17 protein-coding genes are annotated in these 19,908 nt (G+C 62.2%); 5 read left to right on the top strand and 12 right to left on the bottom strand.

Annotated elements, in window-relative coordinates:
* Nucleotides 1–24 precede the first annotated feature (24 nt).
* From AC07W0_RS13235 to AC07W0_RS13200, 8 genes are all read right to left on the bottom strand, one after another.
* Nucleotides 25–960, bottom strand: coding sequence for a sugar ABC transporter substrate-binding protein (locus AC07W0_RS13235; RefSeq protein ID WP_057004687.1), 936 nt, complete (start codon nt 958–960; stop codon nt 25–27).
* A 48-nt stretch (nt 961–1,008) separates the two neighbouring features.
* Complete coding sequence (locus tag AC07W0_RS13230) at nt 1,009–1,188, bottom strand: hypothetical protein (protein WP_079444050.1); 180 nt, start codon at nt 1,186–1,188, stop codon at nt 1,009–1,011.
* A gap of 128 nt (nt 1,189–1,316) precedes the next feature.
* Nucleotides 1,317–2,345 carry a Gfo/Idh/MocA family protein gene (locus tag AC07W0_RS13225; RefSeq protein ID WP_198865592.1) on the bottom strand — a complete coding sequence of 343 codons (1,029 nt, stop codon included), beginning with the start codon at nt 2,343–2,345 and terminating at the stop codon, nt 1,317–1,319.
* A gap of 77 nt (nt 2,346–2,422) precedes the next feature.
* A complete protein-coding gene (iolG, locus tag AC07W0_RS13220; protein ID WP_017846557.1) occupies nt 2,423–3,433 on the bottom strand; it encodes a bifunctional inositol 2-dehydrogenase/D-chiro-inositol 1-dehydrogenase in 1,011 nt (336 codons plus the stop codon).
* Nucleotides 3,434–3,452: 19 nt separating this feature from the next.
* Nucleotides 3,453–5,384, bottom strand: coding sequence for a 3D-(3,5/4)-trihydroxycyclohexane-1,2-dione acylhydrolase (decyclizing) (gene iolD, locus AC07W0_RS13215; protein ID WP_046489002.1), 1,932 nt, complete (start codon nt 5,382–5,384; stop codon nt 3,453–3,455).
* Nucleotides 5,385–5,394: 10 nt separating this feature from the next.
* Nucleotides 5,395–6,183, bottom strand: a complete 789-nt coding sequence (iolB, locus tag AC07W0_RS13210; RefSeq protein WP_046489003.1) for a 5-deoxy-glucuronate isomerase — start codon at nt 6,181–6,183, stop codon at nt 5,395–5,397.
* The gene (iolE, locus tag AC07W0_RS13205; protein ID WP_017846560.1) at nt 6,180–7,073 is read right to left on the bottom strand and encodes a myo-inosose-2 dehydratase; all 894 of its coding nucleotides are present in this window, start codon (nt 7,071–7,073) and stop codon (nt 6,180–6,182) included. Before iolE ends, iolB begins: the two co-directional genes overlap by 4 nt.
* 163 nt (nt 7,074–7,236) lie before the next feature.
* Entirely contained in the window at nt 7,237–9,174 is a 1,938-nt protein-coding gene (locus tag AC07W0_RS13200) for a bifunctional 5-dehydro-2-deoxygluconokinase/5-dehydro-2-deoxyphosphogluconate aldolase (RefSeq protein ID WP_102617599.1), read from the bottom strand.
* A 284-nt stretch (nt 9,175–9,458) separates the two neighbouring features.
* On the opposite strand from AC07W0_RS13200, the gene AC07W0_RS13195 reads away from it, so the two are divergent.
* The 3 genes from AC07W0_RS13195 to AC07W0_RS13185 all read left to right on the top strand — a co-directional run bounded on the left by AC07W0_RS13195 (nt 9,459) and on the right by AC07W0_RS13185 (nt 12,619).
* The gene (locus AC07W0_RS13195; protein WP_017846562.1) at nt 9,459–10,379 is read left to right on the top strand and encodes a MurR/RpiR family transcriptional regulator; all 921 of its coding nucleotides are present in this window, start codon (nt 9,459–9,461) and stop codon (nt 10,377–10,379) included.
* A gap of 187 nt (nt 10,380–10,566) precedes the next feature.
* Nucleotides 10,567–11,250: a response regulator transcription factor gene (locus tag AC07W0_RS13190; protein WP_003219726.1), complete on the top strand. Its 684-nt coding sequence runs from the start codon at nt 10,567–10,569 to the stop codon at nt 11,248–11,250.
* Nucleotides 11,228–12,619, top strand: coding sequence for a sensor histidine kinase (locus tag AC07W0_RS13185; protein WP_102617600.1), 1,392 nt, complete (start codon nt 11,228–11,230; stop codon nt 12,617–12,619). Before AC07W0_RS13190 ends, AC07W0_RS13185 begins: the two co-directional genes overlap by 23 nt.
* Nucleotides 12,620–12,699: 80 nt before the next feature.
* Here the strand turns inward: AC07W0_RS13185 and AC07W0_RS13180 are convergent, their stop codons facing one another.
* Complete coding sequence (locus AC07W0_RS13180) at nt 12,700–13,116, bottom strand: SRPBCC family protein (protein WP_102617601.1); 417 nt, start codon at nt 13,114–13,116, stop codon at nt 12,700–12,702.
* A gap of 347 nt (nt 13,117–13,463) precedes the next feature.
* Between AC07W0_RS13180 and AC07W0_RS13175 the strand changes: the two genes are divergently transcribed.
* The gene (locus AC07W0_RS13175; RefSeq protein ID WP_102617602.1) at nt 13,464–14,720 is read left to right on the top strand and encodes a hypothetical protein; all 1,257 of its coding nucleotides are present in this window, start codon (nt 13,464–13,466) and stop codon (nt 14,718–14,720) included.
* A 68-nt stretch (nt 14,721–14,788) separates the two neighbouring features.
* On the opposite strand, the gene AC07W0_RS13170 is transcribed toward AC07W0_RS13175, so the two are convergent.
* From AC07W0_RS13170 to AC07W0_RS13160, 3 genes are read right to left on the bottom strand one after another with little or no spacing between them, the layout of a single operon-like run.
* Nucleotides 14,789–16,087: an NAD(P)/FAD-dependent oxidoreductase gene (locus AC07W0_RS13170; RefSeq protein WP_102617603.1), complete on the bottom strand. Its 1,299-nt coding sequence runs from the start codon at nt 16,085–16,087 to the stop codon at nt 14,789–14,791.
* Complete coding sequence (locus AC07W0_RS13165) at nt 16,084–17,172, bottom strand: polyamine ABC transporter substrate-binding protein (RefSeq protein ID WP_017846567.1); 1,089 nt, start codon at nt 17,170–17,172, stop codon at nt 16,084–16,086. Before AC07W0_RS13165 ends, AC07W0_RS13170 begins: the two co-directional genes overlap by 4 nt.
* A gap of 22 nt (nt 17,173–17,194) precedes the next feature.
* On the bottom strand, nt 17,195–18,553 hold the full coding sequence (locus tag AC07W0_RS13160) for a glutamine synthetase family protein (protein WP_026139969.1): 1,359 nt from the start codon (nt 18,551–18,553) through the stop codon (nt 17,195–17,197).
* Nucleotides 18,554–18,693: 140 nt separating this feature from the next.
* Between AC07W0_RS13160 and AC07W0_RS13155 the strand changes: the two genes are divergently transcribed.
* Nucleotides 18,694–19,590, top strand: coding sequence for a helix-turn-helix domain-containing protein (locus AC07W0_RS13155; protein WP_017846569.1), 897 nt, complete (start codon nt 18,694–18,696; stop codon nt 19,588–19,590).
* The last annotated feature ends 318 nt before the right edge of the window (nt 19,591–19,908 follow it).

Below are 19,908 nucleotides of genomic sequence, written 5' to 3'. Positions count from 1 at the left end.
CGGCTTATTGTTGTGATGTAAGGGCTACTTGAAGTCTTTGACGTTGTCCGGGGTGATCAGCTTGAACGGGATGACAATGTTCTGCTCGATCGCTTCCTTCTTCGCCATCTTGCGCGCCGCCTCCACCGAGCCGACTGCCTGGCCCTTGGCATCCTGGAACACCGACACGGTCATTTCGCCCTTGGTGATCGCATTCAAGCCGTCCGGCGTGCCATCGACCCCCGCAATCAAGACGCTGCCCGGCTTGGTGCCGGCCGACTTCAACGCCATAGCCGCGCCAATCGCCATTTCATCGTTGTTGGCCAGCACGGCATTGAATTCGCGGCCCTGGGTCAACCAGTCGTTGACCAGGGTCATCCCGCGGTCACGCAGCCAGATGCCGGTCTGTTCCTGCTCGATCTTGATCTGCGGGTACTTGGCCAGGACTTCTTTGATGCCCTTGGTCCGGTTGGTGGTGGAGTTGTTCGCCAAGTCACCGAGCAGGATCACCACCTTGCCCTTGCCCCCCAGTTTTTCGGCGATGTACTGCATTTGCAGCCTGCCGGCCTCTTCATCATCGGAGGTCACGGCCGCCACGCCTTTGGGCAGGTCTTTCTGGTCAGGTCGGCGGTTGACATAGACCAGCGGAATACCCGCTTCGAGCGCTGACTTGCTGATCCGCGCCGTGGACGCCGTGTCCACCGGGTTGACGATGATCGCGTCGACCTTCTGGCTGATGAAGTTCTCGACCTGGCTCAATTGCTTGACCACGTCGGCGCGCGCGTCTTCGAACTGCAGTTGCACACCATCGCCCTTGGGGTAGGCCTTGGCTTGCTTGTCCATGAATTCACGCACATTGGTCAGGTAGGTGTCATCGAACTGCGACATGCTCACGCCGATCTTCAGATCGGCAGCCATGGCAAAACCGCTGGCCAGCAGCAGGGACAACGCCAGCGCGGTAAAACGGATCGGGGTCTTCATGAACGGTCTGTCTCCACTTTCTTGTTGGTTTTTTGGACGTTGCGTTTTTCAGAGCGAGGATGACGGCAGGCGGACGAGCGGTGCTCCCGGAATGCAGCACACCAGGGCGCCTTGGTTTTCGACGCACAGCACGTTGAGGAAGGAGAAGTAAAACGGCCGGGTGCGGGGCAGACCGCGTGGCGCAAGGGCTGGGCGTAAAACTCGCAGTACAGCGTTGAAGATTTTCATCTGACGGTACCTGGTTGTTTTTGATCTTGTTTTTGTTGAGTCGTCGGGATCGAGTCCAGAACGTACTTTATGCAACCTGGAAAAGACTTTATTGGAAAATAATTTCTATATCAACCTGTTTTAGAATTTTATTCTATTTTTGTCGAAACCACTTGCTGGCGCTCGGCGCTCAGGCGTGCGGCGTCCAATATCCTTGTGGTTTCCAACACCTCGTAGGCGTCCACCGGCAGCGGCCCCTGCCCTTGCACGGCGGCCTGCCACTGGCGATAGAACTGGGTCCAGCAGCCTTTTTCCGACGGCACACGCTCGCGCTCGGGGCCTTGTTCGAACCAGCCCCAGCGGCGGTGCTCCTCAGAGCCCCAGTGCTCGCCCTCGGTTTTGGGCGACTTGCCGGCTATCAGTGCGTCTTCCTGGCCGTCCAATCCGTCGACGGTGTAGCAACCCAGGGTGCCGCTGACCCGCAAGCGCGGTGCGGGGCTGTTCTGCAAGGCGTTGCCCCACAGGTGGGAAATCACCCCGTTGGCGTGGGTCAGGGAGACAAAGAAGCCGTGGTCGATGCTGGGGTGTTCGGCGCTGTAGTGCAGTTGCGCGAAAACCCGATCCACCGGGCCGAACAGTTGCAGCGCCTGATCCACCAGATGGCTGCCCAGGTCGCGCAGCCAGCCGCCGCCGCTGGCATTGCCCACCGATTGCGGGCTGAAACGCTCGACGCGGGATTCAAACCGGGTGACAGCGCCGAGGGCGCCGGCGTCGATCAGTTTGCGCAAGGTCAGGAAATCCGAATCCCAGCGCCGGTTCTGGTAGACGCTGAGCAACACGCCCTGGCGTTCAGCCGCGGTGATCAGCACCCGGGCCTGCTCGGCGTTGGCGGCGAAAGGTTTATCGCTGACCACGGCGACGCCGTGCTCGATGGCCTCCAGCACCAGCGCCGGGCGACCTTTAAGCGTGGTGGAAATCACCAGGGCGTCAACGCCGGCCTCGACGATCTGGCCGATGCTGTCAAAGGCTTTAACCCCTGGAAGATCAGTGCTCAATTGCTGACGGCGCTCGGGTGAACGAGTCACCACACCAACAAAAGTAGCGCCGGGCAGGGTTGCAATCAGTGGCGCATGAAAGAAGCGCCCTCCGTGGCCATAGCCGACTAGTCCAATTCGCATACATTCACTCCTTCATTGAAGTGCAAACCCAATCCAACTGTGGGAGGGGGCAAGCCCCCTCCCACATTGACCGCGTGTCAGCCGTAGAAGCGCGGACGCTCAGGCAGGCTGACTTGGACAATTTGCCCACTGCCTTGGGCCTCGATACATGCATCCGCCGCGACCGCCGCTGCAAACCCATCCCACGCCGACGGCCCGCCCACTTGCCCGGCGCGCACGCTGTCGATGAACGCCTGCAACTCGACGTCATAGGCGCCGATAAAGCGGTCTTTCCAGTCCATCAGAATCGCATTGGACAGCTTGGCCTCGCTGCGCAATTGCACCTGCGACGGCTCCGGCAGCTTGGCGATACCGGTCTCCCCCACCACTTCGCACTGAATGTCGTAGCCGTACTGGCAGTTCACAAACACTTCCACATCGATGCGCGTGCCCTTGGCGGTTTCCAGCAGCACGATCTGCGGATCGCGCAGATGGGCCAGGGCCTTGCTGGTCTTGCGCGGGAACACCACTTGCACCGACACATAGTCGTCGTCGAGCAGCCAACGCAACACATCCAGCTCGTGGATCAGGGTGTCGGTGATCGCCATGTCGGTCTTGTAGTTCTCGCCCACCCGCGGGTTGCGGTGCGCGCAGTGCAGCATCAGCGGCTCGCCGATCCGGCCGCTGTCGATCACCGCTTTGAGGGCGCGATAACCTTCGTCATAGGGGCGCATGAAGCCCACTTGCACCAGGCGCTTGCCGTGCGCCACTTCAGCCTCGACGATCCTGCGACAGCCTTCGGCGGTGACCGCCAGGGGTTTTTCGCAGAACACCGGTTTGCCCGCCTCGATGGCGGCGAGCACGAATGCCTCATGGCTCGGGCCCCAGGAAGTGACGAGAATGGCTTCGACCTGAGGCGAACGGATCAGCGCATGGCCGTCCGGATACACCTCGGCGTCCAGTTTCAGATCCGCCACCACCTTGGCGGCCTGCTCCAGGTCGATGTCGGTCACCGCCACCACCTGGCTGTTGAGCAAGGTCTGGCTGCAACGACGAATATGGTCCCGGCCGATAGCGCCCGTACCGATAACACCCAGCTTCAACGACATACATTCACTCCTCTTGTTATTAGTACTGCCGGGCCTTGGCCAGCTGTTCATTGAGTTTTTTCGCCGCCGCGTTGGTGCGTTCGCTGGTGGAGACCTGCGCCACACCCACCCGCCACCACGACAGGTAGCCGTGGATCATGGTCTTGGGCAGCACCTTGATATCGATCAGCGTCGACACCGTTTGCGTGCGCGCATCGGCCAGCGCCGCTTCGAGCTGTTCGACGCTGCTGACCTTGTAAGTCTTGCAACCGTAGGCCGCCGCACTCATGGCGAAATCCACCGGCACCAGGCCGCCGTCGAGCTTGCCGCTCTCGGGGTTGCGGTAGCGGAACTCGGTGCCGAAGCTGTCCATGCCGTTGCCGATCTGCAGGTTGTTGATGCAACCGAAAGCCATGTTGTCCAGCAGCACCACGTTGATCTTGCGGCGCTCCTGGATCGAGGTGGCCAGCTCCGAGTGCAGCATCATGTAGGAGCCATCACCGACCAGCGCATAGACCTCGCGCGTCGGCTCGGCGAGTTTCACGCCGAGGGCGGCGTTGATCTCGTAGCCCATGCACGAATAACCGTACTCGACGTGGTAAGTGTTGACGCCCTTGCTGCGCCAGCTGCGCTGCAGGTCGCCGGGCAGGCTGCCGGCGGCGGCGACGATGATCGCGTCGTCGGCCAGCACCTGGTTGAGCACGCCGAGGACCCGGCTTTGGGTCAGGCACGAACCGGTCAGCTCGATAAATTCGCGTAGCACGCCGCGGTCGAGGTGGTCGTCGACCTCGGGGACGAAGTCGTCGCCGGCGTATTCCAACTGATGCACCCGGTCGACTTCAGCATCCAGTTGCGCCCTGGCATCGCGCACCTGCTCGCCCCAACCGGCGCGATAATCGCCCAGCGCTGCGGCCAATGCATCAAGGGCGACTCGTGCATCCGCCAGCACTTGCACGCCATCGAGTTTCAACGCATCGCCGGAGCTGATGTTGAGGTTGAGGAACCGCACCTCGGCGTGCTTGAACAACGACTTCGACGACGTGGTGAAATCGGTGTAGCGCGTGCCGATCCCGATGATCAGGTCGGCCTCGGCGGCCAACAGGTTCGCGGCCAGGCAGCCGGTTTCGCCGATCCCGCCGACGTTCAGCGGATGGCTGGACAGCACCGCACTCTTGCCCGCCTGGGTTTCGGCGAAGGGAATCGCGAAGCGTTCGGCAAATGCCTGCAGGGCCGCATTCGCCCCGGAGTACTTGACCCCGCCGCCGCAGATGATCAACGGCTTGCGCTTGCCCTCGAAGGCCGCCACGGCATCGCCGATCATCGCCTCGGTGGGCGGGCGCCGGTCGAGGCGATGGACACGTTTTTGCAGGAAGTAATCCGGGTAATCCCAGGCCTCGGCTTGCACGTCCTGCGGCAGCGCCAGGGTGACGGCACCGGTTTCGGCCGGGTCGGTGAGCACGCGCATGGCGTGGATCGCCGCGCTCATCAATTGCTCGGGGCGGTTGATGCGGTCCCAGTATTTGCTCACCGAACGGAAGGCGTCGTTGGTGCTGATGCTCAGGTCATGGAACTGCTCGATCTGTTGCAGCACCGGGTCGGGCTGGCGGCTGGCGTAGACATCGCCAGGCAATAGCAGCAACGGAATGCGGTTGGCCGTGGCGGTCGCGGCAGCGGTCAGCATATTCGCCGCCCCCGGGCCGACCGACGCGGTACACGCGTAGATCTTGCGGCGCAGGTGCTGTTTGGCAAAACCGATGGCAGCGTGGGCCATGCCTTGCTCGTTGCGGCCCTGATGCACCACCAGGTCGCCGCTGTCCTGCTCCAGCGCCTGGCCCAGGCCGAGCACGTTGCCGTGGCCGAAAATGGTGAACACCCCGGCCACGAACTTGCTCTGCACACCATCGACTTCGATGTATTGGTTATCCAGAAATTTCACCAGGGCCTGGGCCATGGTCAAACGAGTGGTGGTCATGTCGCGCCCCTTAAAGGTCCAGCAGCCAGCTGTGCTGCGGGTCGTTATGAAAATGCCAGGCGCGCTTGGGGCCGGCCATTACGTTGAGGTAGTAGGACTCGTAGCCATACGGCACGCTCACCGGGTGGTACCCCTTGGGCACCACCACCAGGTCGCTGTTTTCCACGGCCATGGCCTCATCGATGCTGCGATCGTCGGTGTACACCCGCTGGAACACGAAGCCCTGGGGCGGGTTGACCTGGTGGTAATAGGTTTCTTCGAGAAAGCTCTGGTGCGGCAGGTCGTCGGTGTCGTGCTTGTGCGGCGGGTAGCTCGACGAATGCCCGGACGGCGTGCGGACTTCCACCACCAGCAGGGAGTGGGCGGGCTCGCTGTCGGGCAGGATGTCGCACACGTAACGGGTGTTGGCGCCTTTGCCGCGCACGCTGCGCTTGCACTGTTCGGGGCGGATCAAGCGTGGCGCGAAACCCGTCGCGCCAGGCGCGGCGCAGACCGCGAGCTGCACGTCGCTCAATGCCGTCACCTGGGCGTCGGTGCCCGGCGGCAGGTAAGCGGCAAAGGGCGATTTGTCTTCAAACACCGACTGACGATCGCCGAGGTTCTGCCAGCTAAAACCGTCGCCTTCGATCGTCACCCGGCCGCTGAGCAGCACCAGGCACAGCTCCTGGTCGCCGGCGGTGACTGGCAGGGTTTCGCCCAGGCTCAGGCGGTAGGCGGCAAAGCCGACGTAGGCCAGGCGGCCCGCTTCGAGGGCGACCATGGTTTGCCCGCGCTTATTGCTCTTGACCAGCAAGCTCATTGCCCCGTCCTCTCGTTCAGCAGCGCACGCAAGGTGTCGTAACCTTTTTTCGCATAGATATAGCTCGGCGCGACAGCCGGGTCCTGCTCGGCTTCGACCACCAGCCAGCCTCGGTAATGCGCGGCCAGCAGCACATCGAGCAACGCGGCAAAGTCGATATCGCCGTCACCCGGCACGGTGAAGGTGCCGTTGACGATGCAGTCGGGGAAGCTCCACATCTGGTTGCGCGCCAGTTGCACCACTGCTTTGCGCACGTCCTTGAAATGCACATGGCACACGCGGTCGATGTGCTTGCGCAGTACGTCGAGGGGTTCACCGCCACCCATGTAGCAATGGCCCGAATCGAACAGCAGGCCGACTTCGGGGCCGGTGCGGCGCATCAGTTGATCAATGTCCTCCGGCGATTCGACATAGGCGCCCATATGGTGGTGGTAGGCCAGGCGCACGCCCTGGGACAGGGTAAAGCGCGCCAGTTCGGTGAGCTTGTCGGCGTAGTCCTGCCAGGCCTGCTCACTGTGGAAACGCGGGCGTTCGATCAGGCGGATGCGGGAGCCCTGGATCGAATCGGCCACTTCGCCGTAGACCAACACCGTGGCGCCATTGTGTTTGAGCAACTCGACGTGAGCGGCGATGGCTTCGATTTCCTGCGCGACCGACCGCTGGGCCAGGCGGCTGGAGTACCAACCGGAGACCAGCGCCAGGTCGTAGGGGCGCAACACATCGGCGACGCCCTTGGCGTCCTTGGGGAATTTGCCGTTGAGTTCAAAACCTTCGTAGCCGATCTGCTTGCCTTCGCTCAACGCCGTGCTCAGGGGCGTTTCGCCGCCCAGGGCCGGCAGGTCGTCGTTGCTCCAGGAGATCGGGTTGATGCCAATTCGGATTGCGGGCATGGCTGCACCTTTATTATTTTCAGGTATCACTGAGATCTGCATTATGTGGGAGGGAGCTTGCTCCCGATGGCAGTGTGTCAGGCAACACTTCTGTAACTGCACCACCGCCTTCGGGAGCAAGCTCCCTCCCACATTGGATTACATTTCAAATTAAGAACTACGTTCAGCCTCTGGCACTGCACCAGGCACTGATCAATTGCTCGAAAGTGGCCCGGACTTGGCGGATCAGGGTCTCGTCATCAATCTCCCCCACCATCCACGCGCGACTCGGCTCCTGGAAGATCGTGCGTCCCACGGCAAAACCACGGCAGGTACGACTCTGGCTGGCTTGGCGGAAGCCCTCGGCCAGGCACTCGGCCGAGGCATTCAGGCCCAGCAGCACCACGCCGCGGCAGTACGGGTCGCGTTCCTCGATCAGTTCGTCGAGTTTTGTCCAGTCCTCGGCCGACTGTGCCTCGATTTTCCACCACGCCGGGTAGATACCCAGGTTGTACAGGCGCTTGAGGCTGCGGTAGAGCACATCGGGGTAGGTCGAGGGGTGATCCTTGGGCGGGATGACTTCCAGCAACAGTTCATGCCCGCTGACCAGCGAAGCCTCGTACACCGCCTTGAGTTGCGCTTCCTGTTCCAGACGCAGCAGCGGTTCGTCATCGGGGTGGTATTGCACCAGGCATTTGATGATTTGCTCCTGGGGCCAGGCGATCAGGTTGCTGCCGATCGAGCGGCCGTGTTCGAAGGCCAGGGGCCGCGAGTTCTGCACCTCCACCGGGCGTGCGATCCACCAGCCGCGACCGCTGGCGGCGTTGAGCGCGTCCTGGCCGAAGCGCTGGTCGGCGAGCAAACCGACATCGGCCTCGATGCCCTGCCCGCGCAGCTTCTTCTCCACGCGTTCGACGGCCTGGATAAACAGCTGCTTGATCGTGCTGATGCGGCTCGGGTCCTGGCCGCCGCGTTGCGCCAGGTCGACCAATTGCCAGCGGTGGTCGAAGGCGAACACGAACAGTTGCTTCCAGGCCTTGCGTGGCACCGTGACCCGATGCAGGCGCTGCAGGGTCACGTCTTGATCGGGACGGGTGATCGGCACCGGGCTGTTGAACAGGTAATCCAGTTCGGCCGGCGTCGGCATGGCCGGTGCGCAGGCGTGGCGCGACACCACCAGGCCGCCGCAGGCATTGGCCAACTGGCTGCATCGCGCGTCGCTGGCATCGTTCAGCCAGCCGCTGAGAAAGCCCGCCATGAACGCATCGCCGGCGCCCAGCACGTTAAGCACTTCAACGCGCACGCCGGGGTAGATCGCCCCCTCGTCCAAACGGGCCGGGATCGCGCCGTGGATCACCGTGCAGCCCTGCGGGCCGAGCTTGACCACCAGGGTCGCCGGGGTCAGTTCACGGACGGTGCGCAGGGCGCTGAGCAAATCTTCACTGCCGCCGGCGATCAGGAACTCTTCTTCAGTACCGACGATCAGGTCGAAGCGCGGCAGGATGCTCTGCACGTGCTGGCTGACGCTCTGGTCGGCGACAAACCGGGTTTCGCCATCGGCCTTACCCGCCAGGCCCCACAGCACCGGGCGGTAGTCGATGTCGAGCACGCGCTGGACGTTGTGTTTGGCCGCGTAATCCAGGGCCTGGACGCTGGCCTTGTACACAGCGTCGGTGGAGAAATGCGTGCCGGTGATCAGCAGGGCCTTGCTCGAGGCGATAAAGGCTTCGCTGATGTCTTCGGCGCGCAGGGCCATGTCGGCGCAGTTTTCGCGGTAGAACACCAGGGGGAAGGTTTCGCGGTCCTTGAGGCCCAGCAGCACCAGCGCGGTAAGGCGTTGCGGGTCGACCTTGATGCCGCTGACATCGCAGCCTTCACGGGCCAGGGATTCCGTCAGGAACCGGCCCATATGGTCGTCCCCTACCCGGCTCAACATCGCCGACTTGAGGCCCAGGCGCGCGGTGCCGAAGGCAATGTTGGCGGAAGAACCGCCGAGGTACTTGGCAAAGCTGGACACATCCTCAAGCCGCGCACCGACTTGCTGCGCATAGAGGTCGACGCCCAGGCGCCCGAGGCAAATCAGATCCAATTGACGCCCACTGGCAAAACGAGTCTGGCCCATGCTGGCTCCTGTTATTTTTATCAGCCTGCGTTGTACCGCCGTGGCGACGGCACACGCTCTTGGTGGGAGCAGACTAGAACGTTCAGCGAGCCCAATCAATATTTATTCCATAATTATTTTTGGTAGAATATTTTTTCCAATACGTCAGCATAGGGGCACGCCAGCGACAGTGCATCGTTTCAGCCGCCCACTCGCTGGCGCATGCCGGGGTATTTTTTTGCGCCTACCCTGTAGACTTGCACCCACCATCAGCGCACCAGATGAACCCGCCAGAAGGATTGCCCATGTCCCGCACCGATCAGCCGGCCACGCCCGAGACCGCTTCCCAAGACACTCTCGCCAGCCCTGCGATCAATGCCGAACGCCTGTTGCAGCTGATCACCGACGAATACGAAAGCCTGCCACGCCAGCTCAAGCGCATCGCCAGCTACATGAGCCAGCAGAGCGACCGGATCATGGTCGACCGCATCAGCGACATCGCCCGCGAATGCGAAGTGCATCCGTCGGCCATCGTGCGGTTCTCCCAGCGTTTCGGCTTCAGCGGGTTCAGTGAGATGCAGGCGCTGTTTCGCGAGGCGTACACCCACAAGACCACGCCGGTGCAGAACTATCAGCAGCGCATCCGCAGCATGATCGCCAACAAGTCGCAGAAGGCCAGCGGCGGCGACCTGGCGCGCGAGTGTGTCAATGCCACGCTTTCGGGCATCGAGCGCCTGGGCCTGGAACTGGATGACGCGGCGTTCGAAAAAGCCGTCGACCTGGTGGTCAACGCCGACAACATCTACGTGGTTGGCGTGCGCCGTTCGTTTGCAGTGGCCGATTACCTGGTCTACAACCTGCAGCACACCAACAAGCGCATCCACCTGATCTCAGGCCTGGGCGGCAGCTACCGCGAGCAGATGCGCAGCGTGCGCGCCAATGACCTGGTGATCGCCATCAGCTTCACGCCCTACGGCAAAGAAACCCAGCACTGCCTGCGTATCGCCCAGCACCACCAGGCCAAGACCCTGATCATTACTGACAGCAACCTGTCGCCCCTGGCCAAGCGCGCGAACGCAGTGCTGTTGGTCAATGAAGGCTCGTCGTTTGCCTTCCGCTCCTTGAGCGCCACGTTGTGCCTGTGCCAGGCGCTGTTCATTGCGGTGGCGTATCGCCTGGAGTTGAAGGTGGATGAGATTCATGAGCAGGTGGGCTTCGACGACTGACGGAGGATCCGTCACCGTAGCCGCCGATTGACACGCCTTCATCGCAGGCAAGCCCGCACATCGGAGTAGGCGGGGTTTATGAAAACTGTGTCAGTTTTGCCAACATGAAGTTTTATTTAGGAAGCGTTCAGCCATTTCTTGGCAAAATGCCCACACTTCTAGTGTGAATCGCTCACCAGGTAATCCTATGACCCGCATTTTGACCATTGAGGATGACGCCGTAACGGCCCGCGAGATCGTCGCCGAGCTGAGTAGCCATGGACTGGACGTAGATTGGGTGGACAACGGCCGCGAAGGCCTGGTCCGCGCCGTGAGTGGTGATTACGATCTGATCACCCTCGACCGTATGTTGCCGGAACTCGATGGCCTGGCCATCGTCACCACCCTGCGCACCATCGGCGTGTCGACGCCGATCCTGATGATCAGCGCACTCTCCGATGTCGACGAGCGGGTGCGCGGCCTGCGCGCCGGTGGGGATGACTACCTGACCAAACCGTTCGCCTCCGATGAAATGGCCGCCCGCGTCGAAGTGCTGCTGCGGCGCAAAAGCACGGTCAAGGAATTCGAAACCGCCCTGCGCGTGGCCGACCTTGAGCTGAACCTGATCAGCCGTGAAGCCAGCCGCGCCGAGCAGCCGCTGAGCCTGCTGCCCACTGAATACAAACTGCTGGAATTCCTGATGCGCAACACCGGGCAGATCCTGTCGCGGATGATGATCTTCGAGGAAGTCTGGGGTTATCACTTCGACCCCGGGACCAACCTGATCGATGTCCACATCGGTCGCCTGCGCAAGAAGATCGATCCACCGGGCCTCACGCCGCTGATCCGCACGGTACGAGGTTCCGGGTATGTCATTGCTGAACCCCTCTAAGGGCTGGCGTTCCTCCAGCAGCCGCTTGCTGGCGCTGTACAGTTCACTGTTCGTGGCCTGGAGCTGCATCCTCATGGGGGTGCTGTATTACGAGGTGTCCGGTTACCTCAGCGACCTCTCGCGCCATTCGCTGATGCAGCGCCAGCACCTGTTCCAGCGGTTCGACGGCGAAGAACTGTTGGAAGCCCTGACCACCAGCATGACCTTCGACATGAAGGGCGTGGACGCCTATGGCCTGTTCGATGAGCAATTTCGCCCATTGAACGGACCGATCCAGGCGATACCGCACGACTTGCCCCTGGACGGCAAGATCCACGCCCTGGCCAATTGCGTCGACTCCGACGACCCGAAACTGCCCAAAGACAGCTGCGACGCCGTGGTCACCCACACCGCCGATGGCCGCTGGCTGGTGCTGGTGCGCGCCAACGGTTCGCTGTTCGGCGTAACCCGGATCATCTGGCACGCGCTGCTGTGGGCGGTGTCGCTGACCATCATCCCCGGCGCCGCCGGCTGGCATTTGCTGCGCCGCCGCCCATTGCGACGGATTCGCGGGATCCAGGCCAGCGCCGAGGCCATCGTCGCCGGCGACCTCACCCATCGCCTGCCGCTGTCGAATCGGCGTGACGAACTGGACATGCTCGCCGCCATCGTCAACGCCATGCTCGACCGCATCGAGAAGCTGATGAACGAGGTCAAAGGCGTGTGCGACAACATCGCCCACGACCTGCGCACCCCGCTCACCCGCTTGCGCGCGCAGCTCTATCGCATCAAGCAACAAGCCGAAGACGACTCGGCCCACGCGGTGCAGCTGGACGACGCCATCGCGGAAACCGACACGCTGATGGCGCGCTTTCGCGGGTTGTTGCGGATCTCGGAACTGGAAGACCACCAACGCCGCTCGGGCTTCCTGGTGATGGACCCACTGCCGCTGCTGCGCGAACTGCACGACTTCTACCTGCCCCTGGCCGAGGAAGGCGAACTGCAACTGGTGCTCGACACCCCGCCATCCCTGCCCTGGATCACCGGCGACCGGGCCTTGCTGTTCGAGGCCCTGGCCAACCTGCTGAGCAACTCGATCAAGTTCACCCCTGCGGGCGGCGAAGTGATTTTGCGCGCGGTCAACGATGCGGGCAGCACGCGTATCGAAGTCCACGACTCCGGCCCCGGCATCCCAACAGCGGAACGCAAGGCGGTGTTCCAGCGGTTCTATCGCGTGGATGAAAGCGACCAGCAAGGTGGGTTTGGGCTGGGCTTGTCGATTGTCGCGGCGATCATCAACCTGCACGGTTTCAATCTGGACGTTGGCACCAGCCAACGCGGCGGTGCGCGGTTGGTGCTGGAGTGTCGCCAGCAACTGATGCCCAAATAAACCAGACACGACACCGATCGAAACGGTGGGAGGGGGCTTGCTCCCTCCCTCATTGGGTGTCGGTTGCCCGATCGATCAGGTCAAGCCGGGAAGTTGGCGCGCAGCGCCTCAAGCCCACCGCGGTACACGCCGGCAAACAAAGCCTCCACCGCCTCGTCGGTGGTGTCCGGCACCGGGGTGAACACGCCCGACCACGTCACCTTCGCCGACGACTCCGTCAGGGCTTCGACCCGCAACGTCGCCAGGTAGGCACTCACCGGAAACGGCGACTCCTCGATGCTGTAGCTGTAAGTGCGGGCCACGTTATCAAAGGTCTGCAAGCGCTCCACCACCACGCCGCCATCGGCGGTCTTCAGGTGACGCAGGCGCCCGCCGTCGCCCGGCTTGCTCTCGACGATCAATGGCAGCCAGTCCGGCAGCGCGTCAAAACCGCCGACCAATTGCCACACCTGATCGGCCGAAACCGGAACTTCAATGACAGAAGAAGCTGTAGGCACAATCAATACTCCAGACAATAAACAATTCAGATCGCCAGATCTGTCGCACCGACAGTTGCTGGCGACCGGGGTTGAACAATGTACGCCAGCCGATTCGTCACTTCACCCCCTATTCGTGGCGCGATGGATGCTCGAGATTGAAGCCATGCCGTCCCGGACCACTGAAATCATCTGCGTGCCTGGACGGCCCGCAGGGCACAAAAACACCGATGCTAACGCACAGCCACTCGTTCTGTACCTGTTAGAAATGACAGTTGTAACGCCCCCATCTCCAGCGTTTACTGGTACGCAACCGGCGCCTGCCCATACGGCACCGACAGGTAAAACACTCCAGGGAGGGACTCATCATGCCGCGTTATTTCAAAACCTCGATCACTGCGCTGACACTGCTCGGCGCCTCGCTGCTGTACGGCTATGGTGTAACCGCCAGTGCCGCCACATACGTCGACTCGGGCAGTGCGGCCGGGGCGCAATGTTCAACCAGTAGCGTCAACGATAGCGCGCAGGCCGTGGGCAATTGTTCATCCGCTACGGTCAGCGCCAACAGCAATCCTTGGTACGCCGCATCGCTGAGCGGCCCTCAACAGGTCTTGCCGCCGCTGGTGAACGGGCAACCGTGCAGCGTCGAGGCAATCGCTAACAGTGGCTGGATGCTGGGAAGTTGCGCCAACGCCGCCAATCTCAGTTTTGCCGTGTTCTGGAATGCAGCGACGCCCAGTGGCCTGCCGACGGCGACGGCCCCCTTGCCTGGCACCTTGCTATTTCCCCTGCTGCGACCCGCCGATGTCCAGACCGTACCCACCGCCCTGAACCCGCTAGGCGCTGCCCTGGCTCAAAGCATCAGCGCCACGTTACAGGCAACCGTGGTGCTGTATACCCCGGGCAATGCCACGCCGCAGCGCGTTTCCAGTTATGGCGACAACTGTGCCGGGGTCGACGTGAACAACACCTTGATCAACGGCTATCCCAGTGTCGTCATGAACTGTCCGGGGGCCAATGCCACGCCCAAACCCACCGTCGCCACCTGGAACGGCAGCAGCTACGTGTTGACCGCGCTGGCCAGCCCCTCCGGCGCCAGCTATTGCTGGGCGGTGGGCATGAACGATCAGCTTCAGGTGGTCGGTACCTGCGTGTTCAGCGGCGCTACCGGCGATGTGCCGCAAACGGCATTCTGGGGAACACCCAGCAGCGCGCCCCTGCTGCTGACCATGCCCCTCAATGCGCAGAATTACGCGGTGTCGATCAACAACCCCGGGCATATACTCGCGTATGGCAGGGACCCGTCGGGTTTCGAGAAAGCACTCTTTTGGCCAGACCCCACCAACTCGTTCAGCGTGCAGTCGATCCAGCCGCTGCCTGGCAGCGCCCAGACCAACGCGGTGGGTTTGGCGGATAACGACACCGTCGCCTTGAACAGTTTCGATGCCAACCAATATCCCAGCGGCGCCTACTGGGACGGCGTCAACAGCACCGTAGCGATCGCCCCGCTTTTGGGCGGACGGATGAGCCGGCTAGAGGGCATTACGCGCTCCGGGGCGATCGTGTATGGCACAGCAACCGATTCCACGCTCAACTACAGGGCCGTAGGTGCAACCTTGCCATGACGAGGAAAAGCGGTTTTTCTTGCGGCCTTAGGTGCGGCTCAATCCAACCGCCCCCATGCGGCGGCAGCTCATCGCTGCAGGGTCTCCCGCAACCGATACCACAGCATGCCCAACGCCAACAACGGCGAGCGCAACAGTTTGCCGCCCGGAAAGGTCATGTGCGGCACCTGGCTGAACACCTCCAGGCCCTGGCTGTGCCCGGCATGGATGGCTTCAGCCAGCAGCCGCGCACACCAATGGCTCACGTTCAGCCCATGGCCGGAATAGCCCTGGGCATACAACACGTTCGGGTACTGTTTTAGCCGTCCGACCTGGGGAAAGCGGTTGGCGGTGATGCCGATCTTGCCGCCCCACTGGAACTCGATCGCGGTATTGGCCAGTTGCGGGAATACCGTGAGCATCTTCGGTTGCATATACGCGGCAATGTCCTGCGGATCACGCCCCGAATAATGGCAGGCGCCGCCGAACAACAGGCGTCGGTCGGCGGTCAGTCGGTAGTAGTCCAAGCCGACTTTCTGGTCGCACAGCGCCAGGTTCTGCGGGATCAATTGCTCGGCCAGCCCTTTCGTTAACGGTTCGGTGGCGATGATGTAGCTGCCGGCAGGCAGTACTTTGCCGCTCAAGCGCGGCTCCAACGCCTCCAAGTGTGCATTGCAGGCCAGCACCAGGTTGCTGGCACGCACCGTGCCGCCGGCGCAGCGTACCTGTACGGTGTCGCCGTGGAGCAGTTCCAACGCTGGGGTGTGCTCGAAAATCCGCACCCCCAGGGACTCGGCGACCCGCGCCTCGCCCAACACCAGATTCAATGGGTGCAGGTGCCCGGACCCCATGTCCACCAGGCCGCCGGCATAGACCTGCGAGCCGACGACCTGGTGCATATCCTGCGGACCCACCACACGGACCTCATGGTTGTAGCCCTGCGCCAATAGGCGCTCCTGCTCGCCCTTGAACGCGGCGAACTGCGCCGCGGTATTGGCCAGTTCGCAAAAGCCCCAGCGCAGGTCGCAGTCAATACCCTGCGTGCGAACGCGTTCACCCACCAACGTGACCGAATCAATCCCGGCCCGCTCCAGATAACGCACGCCCTCCTCGCCCACATACTTGGCAAAGCCCGACACATCGTGGCCGATGCCGCGAATCAATTGCCCGCCGTTGCGCCCGCTGGCGCCCCAACCGATGCGCCGCGCCTCCAGCAGGATCACCGACAGCCCGCGCTGGGCCAGTTCGATGGCGGTATTGACCCCGGTGAACCCACCGCCGATCACACACACATCCGCGCTCAAGTCGGCGGCCAAGGCCGGACGCTCGGGCATGGCATTGGCCGAGGCCCGGTAATAGGACCGGGCGTGGTCGTTCGATTGGATCATTTGTCGGTCTTCACTTTGCTCCAGGCGCGGGTCATCAGGCGCATGGTCGCCGGGGTCGGCGTGGTGGAAATATAGAGTTTGTCGAGCACGGCCTGGGACGGGTACACCTCAGGGTTGTTCACCAGTTCCGGGTCCATAAAGGCATTGGCTGCCGGGTTGGCGTTGGCATAGCCGACCGAGGCGCTGACTTTGGCGATGACTTCAGGGTCGAGCAGGTAGTTGATAAACGCGTGGGCTGCTTTTGGGTTGCTCGCATCGGCGGGGATCGCCAGCAGGTCGAACCACAGGTTGGAGCCTTCCTTGGGAATCGAATAGGCAATGTTCACCCCGTTCTTGGCTTCCTTGGCGCGGTTGGCGGCCTGGAACACGTCGCCGGAATAACCGAACGCCACGCAGATATCGCCGTTGGCCAAATCCGAGATGTACTTGGAGGAATGGAAGTAGGTGATGTAAGGCCGCAGCGTCAACAGCTTGGCTTGCGCCTGTTTGTAGTCTTCAGGGTTCTCGCTGCGCGGGTCCTTACCCATGTAGTTGAGGATCGCCGGGAACAACTCATCCGCCGAGTCGAGGAAGGCCACGCCGCACTGGTTGAGCTTCTTGAGGTTCTCCGGCTCGAACAGCACCGCCCACGAATCGACATGGTCGATGCCGAGCACCTGCTTGACCTTGTCGACGTTGTAGCCGATGCCGTTGGTGCCCCACAGGTACGGCACCGAGTGCGCGTTGCCCGGGTCGTTTTTCTCAAGCAGCTTGAGCAGCTTGGGGTCGAGGTTCTTGAAATTGGGCAACTGCGCGCGGTCGAGCTTGAGGAACGCGCCGGCCTTGACCTGGCGCGCCAGGAAGTGGTTGGACGGCACCACCACGTCATACCCGGTGCGCCCCGCCAGCAACTTGCCCTCCAGGGTTTCGTTGGAGTCGAACACGTCGTAGATCACCTTGATCCCCGTCTTGGCCTGGAAGTCGGCCAAGGTGGTTTCGCCAATGTAATCGGTCCAGTTGTAGACACTGACCGTCGGCTCCGCCTGCGCGGCGCTGCTGAATGCTGCCACCAGGGCCAGCGGGAGAAGTTTTTTCATCAGACGCATATCGACACCCCTTTATGATTGTTTAGACGCTCAACAGCAGGAACTCACGCTCCCAGGAACTGATCACCCGCTTGAAATTCTCATGCTCGGCACGTTTGACCGCGACGTAGCCGCGCACGAACTTGTCGCCCAGGTATTGCTTGACCGTCGCACACTCCTCCATACGCACCAGCGCATCCTCGAGCGTGATCGGCAGGCGCAGGTTGCGCCGTTCATAGGCGCGGCCTTCCACCGGCGCGCTCGGCTCAATCTTTTCGATCATGCCCAGGTAGCCACACAACAGGCTAGCGGCGATCGCCAGGTACGGGTTGGCATCCGCGCCGGGCAGGCGGTTTTCCACGCGCATGGCGTCGGGGTTCGATGTCGGCACGCGCAGGCCGACAGTGCGGTTTTCTTCGCCCCATTCCACGTTGACCGGCGCCGAGGTGTCCGGCAGGAAGCGGCGGAACGAATTCACGTTGGGCGCAAACATTGGCAGCAGCTTGGGGATGTACCTCTGCAGGCCGCCGATGTGGTGCAGGAACAGCGTGCTCATCTGGCCGTCGGCGTCGACGAACACCGGCTTGCCCGTGGCGATGTCGACCACGCTCTGGTGCAGGTGCATGGCGCTGCCCGGTTCGTCGGCCACCGGCTTGGCCATGAAGGTCGCGGCCACATTGTGCTTGAGCGCGGCTTCGCGCAGGGTGCGTTTGAACACGGTGATCTGGTCGGCAAGATCCAGGGCGTCACCGTGGCGGAAGTTGATTTCCATCTGCGCCGGGCCGTCTTCGTGGATCAGCGTGTCGAGGTCCAGGCCCTGGGCTTCGCACCAGTCGTAGACGTCTTCGAACAGCGGGTCGAACTCGTTGGCGGCGTCGATGGAGAACGACTGGCGACCGGTTTCGGCCCGCCCGGAGCGGCCGACCGGGGTTTTCAGCGGCAGGTCCGGGTCATCGCAGCGCTGGGTCAGGTAGAACTCCATTTCCGGCGCGACAATCGGCTGCCAGCCCTGCTCGGCGTAGAGCTGCAACACCTTTTTCAGCACGTTGCGCGGCGACAGTTCGATGGGGTTACCCTGCTTGTCGAAGGTGTCGTGGATCACGATGGCGGTCGGTTCAATCGCCCATGGCACCACGTAGGTGGCGTGGGCCACCGGGCGGCAGACCATGTCGATGTCGGCCGGGTCGAGCAGGTCGTAGTAGACATCGTCGTCGACAAAGTCCCCGGTTACCGTTTGCAGCAACACACTTTCCGGCAGGCGCATGCCTCGCTCATGCAGGAACTTGTTGGTGGGCGCAATCTTGCCGCGTGCGATGCCAGTCAAATCACTGATCACGCATTCGACCTCGGTAATCTTGTGTTCTTTCAGCCAGGCGGACAGCTGATCGAAGGGGGCGTTCATAAGGACCTCGTCATGGGTGGGAGACTGCACCGGCTTGTACTCCTGGCGCATTGAGGTCTATCTTGGGCTCGCCGCGCCACGGCATCTATCCACTTTGCTCCGAACACAACGCACCAATAGAGTGCGAGCAGGTTCCCCCCATGACACAGGCAACCGCTTTGCGCGTACAGGCCTTCACCACCGGTGATGTGGCCGCTCAATGCCGTGCAACACCCGGCTGGGTGCAGCACTACCAGCAGATGTCCCCCGGGCATTTTGCCGGGCAGATTCGCTACCTCGACCTGCACGGCGTGGAGGTCTACGAAGAGAGCATGAACACCCGGGTGGAGCAGCATTTCAACGCGCCGCCGGGGGCCCTGGCGTTCTGTTTCGACGGCAGCGACAACACGCTGTACCTGCTCAATGGCGAGAGCCGCAACACCTGGATCACCCCGGAGAACTACCGTGAAGTGGCGGTGGTATTCGGGCCGCAGTTCGTGCAGCGCCATCGGTTGGATGTGGCGAAACTCGAAGGGTTGTTCATGGCGCCGCTGACCTGCCAGCAGAATGCGTTATTCAGCCGCTGGCTCAGTGGCACGCTCACACGGTTGTCCGGCACCACCGACCCGATCAGCCGCGATGCCCTCACCCAGCAGTTGCTCGACGATTGCCTGTTCATTCTCGACAACGCCTGCGTATGCCTGGACCGCCAGTCATTGCAGCGCCGCAGCGAAGAGCGCCGGCTGATGACGCGCATCGGCGAATGGGCGGTCGATGCACCGGATGACACCGTCAACCTGCTGGAACTGGCGCAGATCGCCGGCGTGCCGTTGCGCCAGTTGCAACAAGGCTTCAAGACCTACACCGGAATGAGCCCGGCGCAGTGGTTGCGTTTGCGCCGCTTGAACGGGGCGCGGCGGGAGTTGTTGAGTTCAGCCGCGGCCACAGTGGCGCAAGTGGCGATGAACTGGTCGTTCTGGCATTTGGGGCGGTTTTCCAATAGCTACCGGGCGTTGTTCAAGGAGCTGCCGAGCGAAACCCTCAAGCGCGCCGTTTGAAATGCACTCTAAATGGTGGGAGGGAGCTTGCCGCCGATGGCAATGGCCATCAACGGGTTGACCCGCTCCGCCGCCTCCAACTTTTGAAATGCACTCTAAATGGTGGGAGGGGGCTTGCCCCCGATGACAATGGGTCAGTCACTAGGAATATTGACTGAGACACCGCTATCGGGGGCAAGTCGAATCGTCGCACCGCCCCTCCCACATTGGATTGCATCAAGGCTGGGCGTTGAGGAAGGTTGCCATCAACGTGTTGACCCGCTCCGCCGCCTCCAACTTTTGAAAGGCACTCTAAATGGTGGGAGGGGGCAAGCCCCC

The sequence above is a fragment of the Pseudomonas sp. GW704-F2 genome, assembly GCF_059423025.1.
This window is presented reverse-complemented; position numbering and strand designations above follow the sequence as displayed.

Coding starts and splice junctions, on each gene's coding strand:
- AC07W0_RS13195 (WP_017846562.1), top strand. CDS start 9,459: ATGTCCCGCACCGATCAGCCGGCCACGCCCGAGACCGCTTCCCAAGAC.
- AC07W0_RS13175 (WP_102617602.1), top strand. CDS start 13,464: ATGCCGCGTTATTTCAAAACCTCGATCACTGCGCTGACACTGCTCGGC.
- AC07W0_RS13155 (WP_017846569.1), top strand. CDS start 18,694: ATGACACAGGCAACCGCTTTGCGCGTACAGGCCTTCACCACCGGTGAT.
- AC07W0_RS13160 (WP_026139969.1), bottom strand. CDS start 18,553: ATGAACGCCCCCTTCGATCAGCTGTCCGCCTGGCTGAAAGAACACAAG.
- AC07W0_RS13190 (WP_003219726.1), top strand. CDS start 10,567: ATGACCCGCATTTTGACCATTGAGGATGACGCCGTAACGGCCCGCGAG.
- AC07W0_RS13230 (WP_079444050.1), bottom strand. CDS start 1,188: ATGAAAATCTTCAACGCTGTACTGCGAGTTTTACGCCCAGCCCTTGCG.
- iolG (WP_017846557.1), bottom strand. CDS start 3,433: ATGTCGTTGAAGCTGGGTGTTATCGGTACGGGCGCTATCGGCCGGGAC.
- AC07W0_RS13225 (WP_198865592.1), bottom strand. CDS start 2,345: ATGCGAATTGGACTAGTCGGCTATGGCCACGGAGGGCGCTTCTTTCAT.
- AC07W0_RS13235 (WP_057004687.1), bottom strand. CDS start 960: ATGAAGACCCCGATCCGTTTTACCGCGCTGGCGTTGTCCCTGCTGCTG.
- AC07W0_RS13185 (WP_102617600.1), top strand. CDS start 11,228: ATGTCATTGCTGAACCCCTCTAAGGGCTGGCGTTCCTCCAGCAGCCGC.
- iolE (WP_017846560.1), bottom strand. CDS start 7,073: ATGCCCGCAATCCGAATTGGCATCAACCCGATCTCCTGGAGCAACGAC.
- iolB (WP_046489003.1), bottom strand. CDS start 6,183: ATGAGCTTGCTGGTCAAGAGCAATAAGCGCGGGCAAACCATGGTCGCC.
- AC07W0_RS13200 (WP_102617599.1), bottom strand. CDS start 9,174: ATGGGCCAGACTCGTTTTGCCAGTGGGCGTCAATTGGATCTGATTTGC.
- iolD (WP_046489002.1), bottom strand. CDS start 5,384: ATGACCACCACTCGTTTGACCATGGCCCAGGCCCTGGTGAAATTTCTG.
- AC07W0_RS13165 (WP_017846567.1), bottom strand. CDS start 17,172: ATGCGTCTGATGAAAAAACTTCTCCCGCTGGCCCTGGTGGCAGCATTC.
- AC07W0_RS13170 (WP_102617603.1), bottom strand. CDS start 16,087: ATGATCCAATCGAACGACCACGCCCGGTCCTATTACCGGGCCTCGGCC.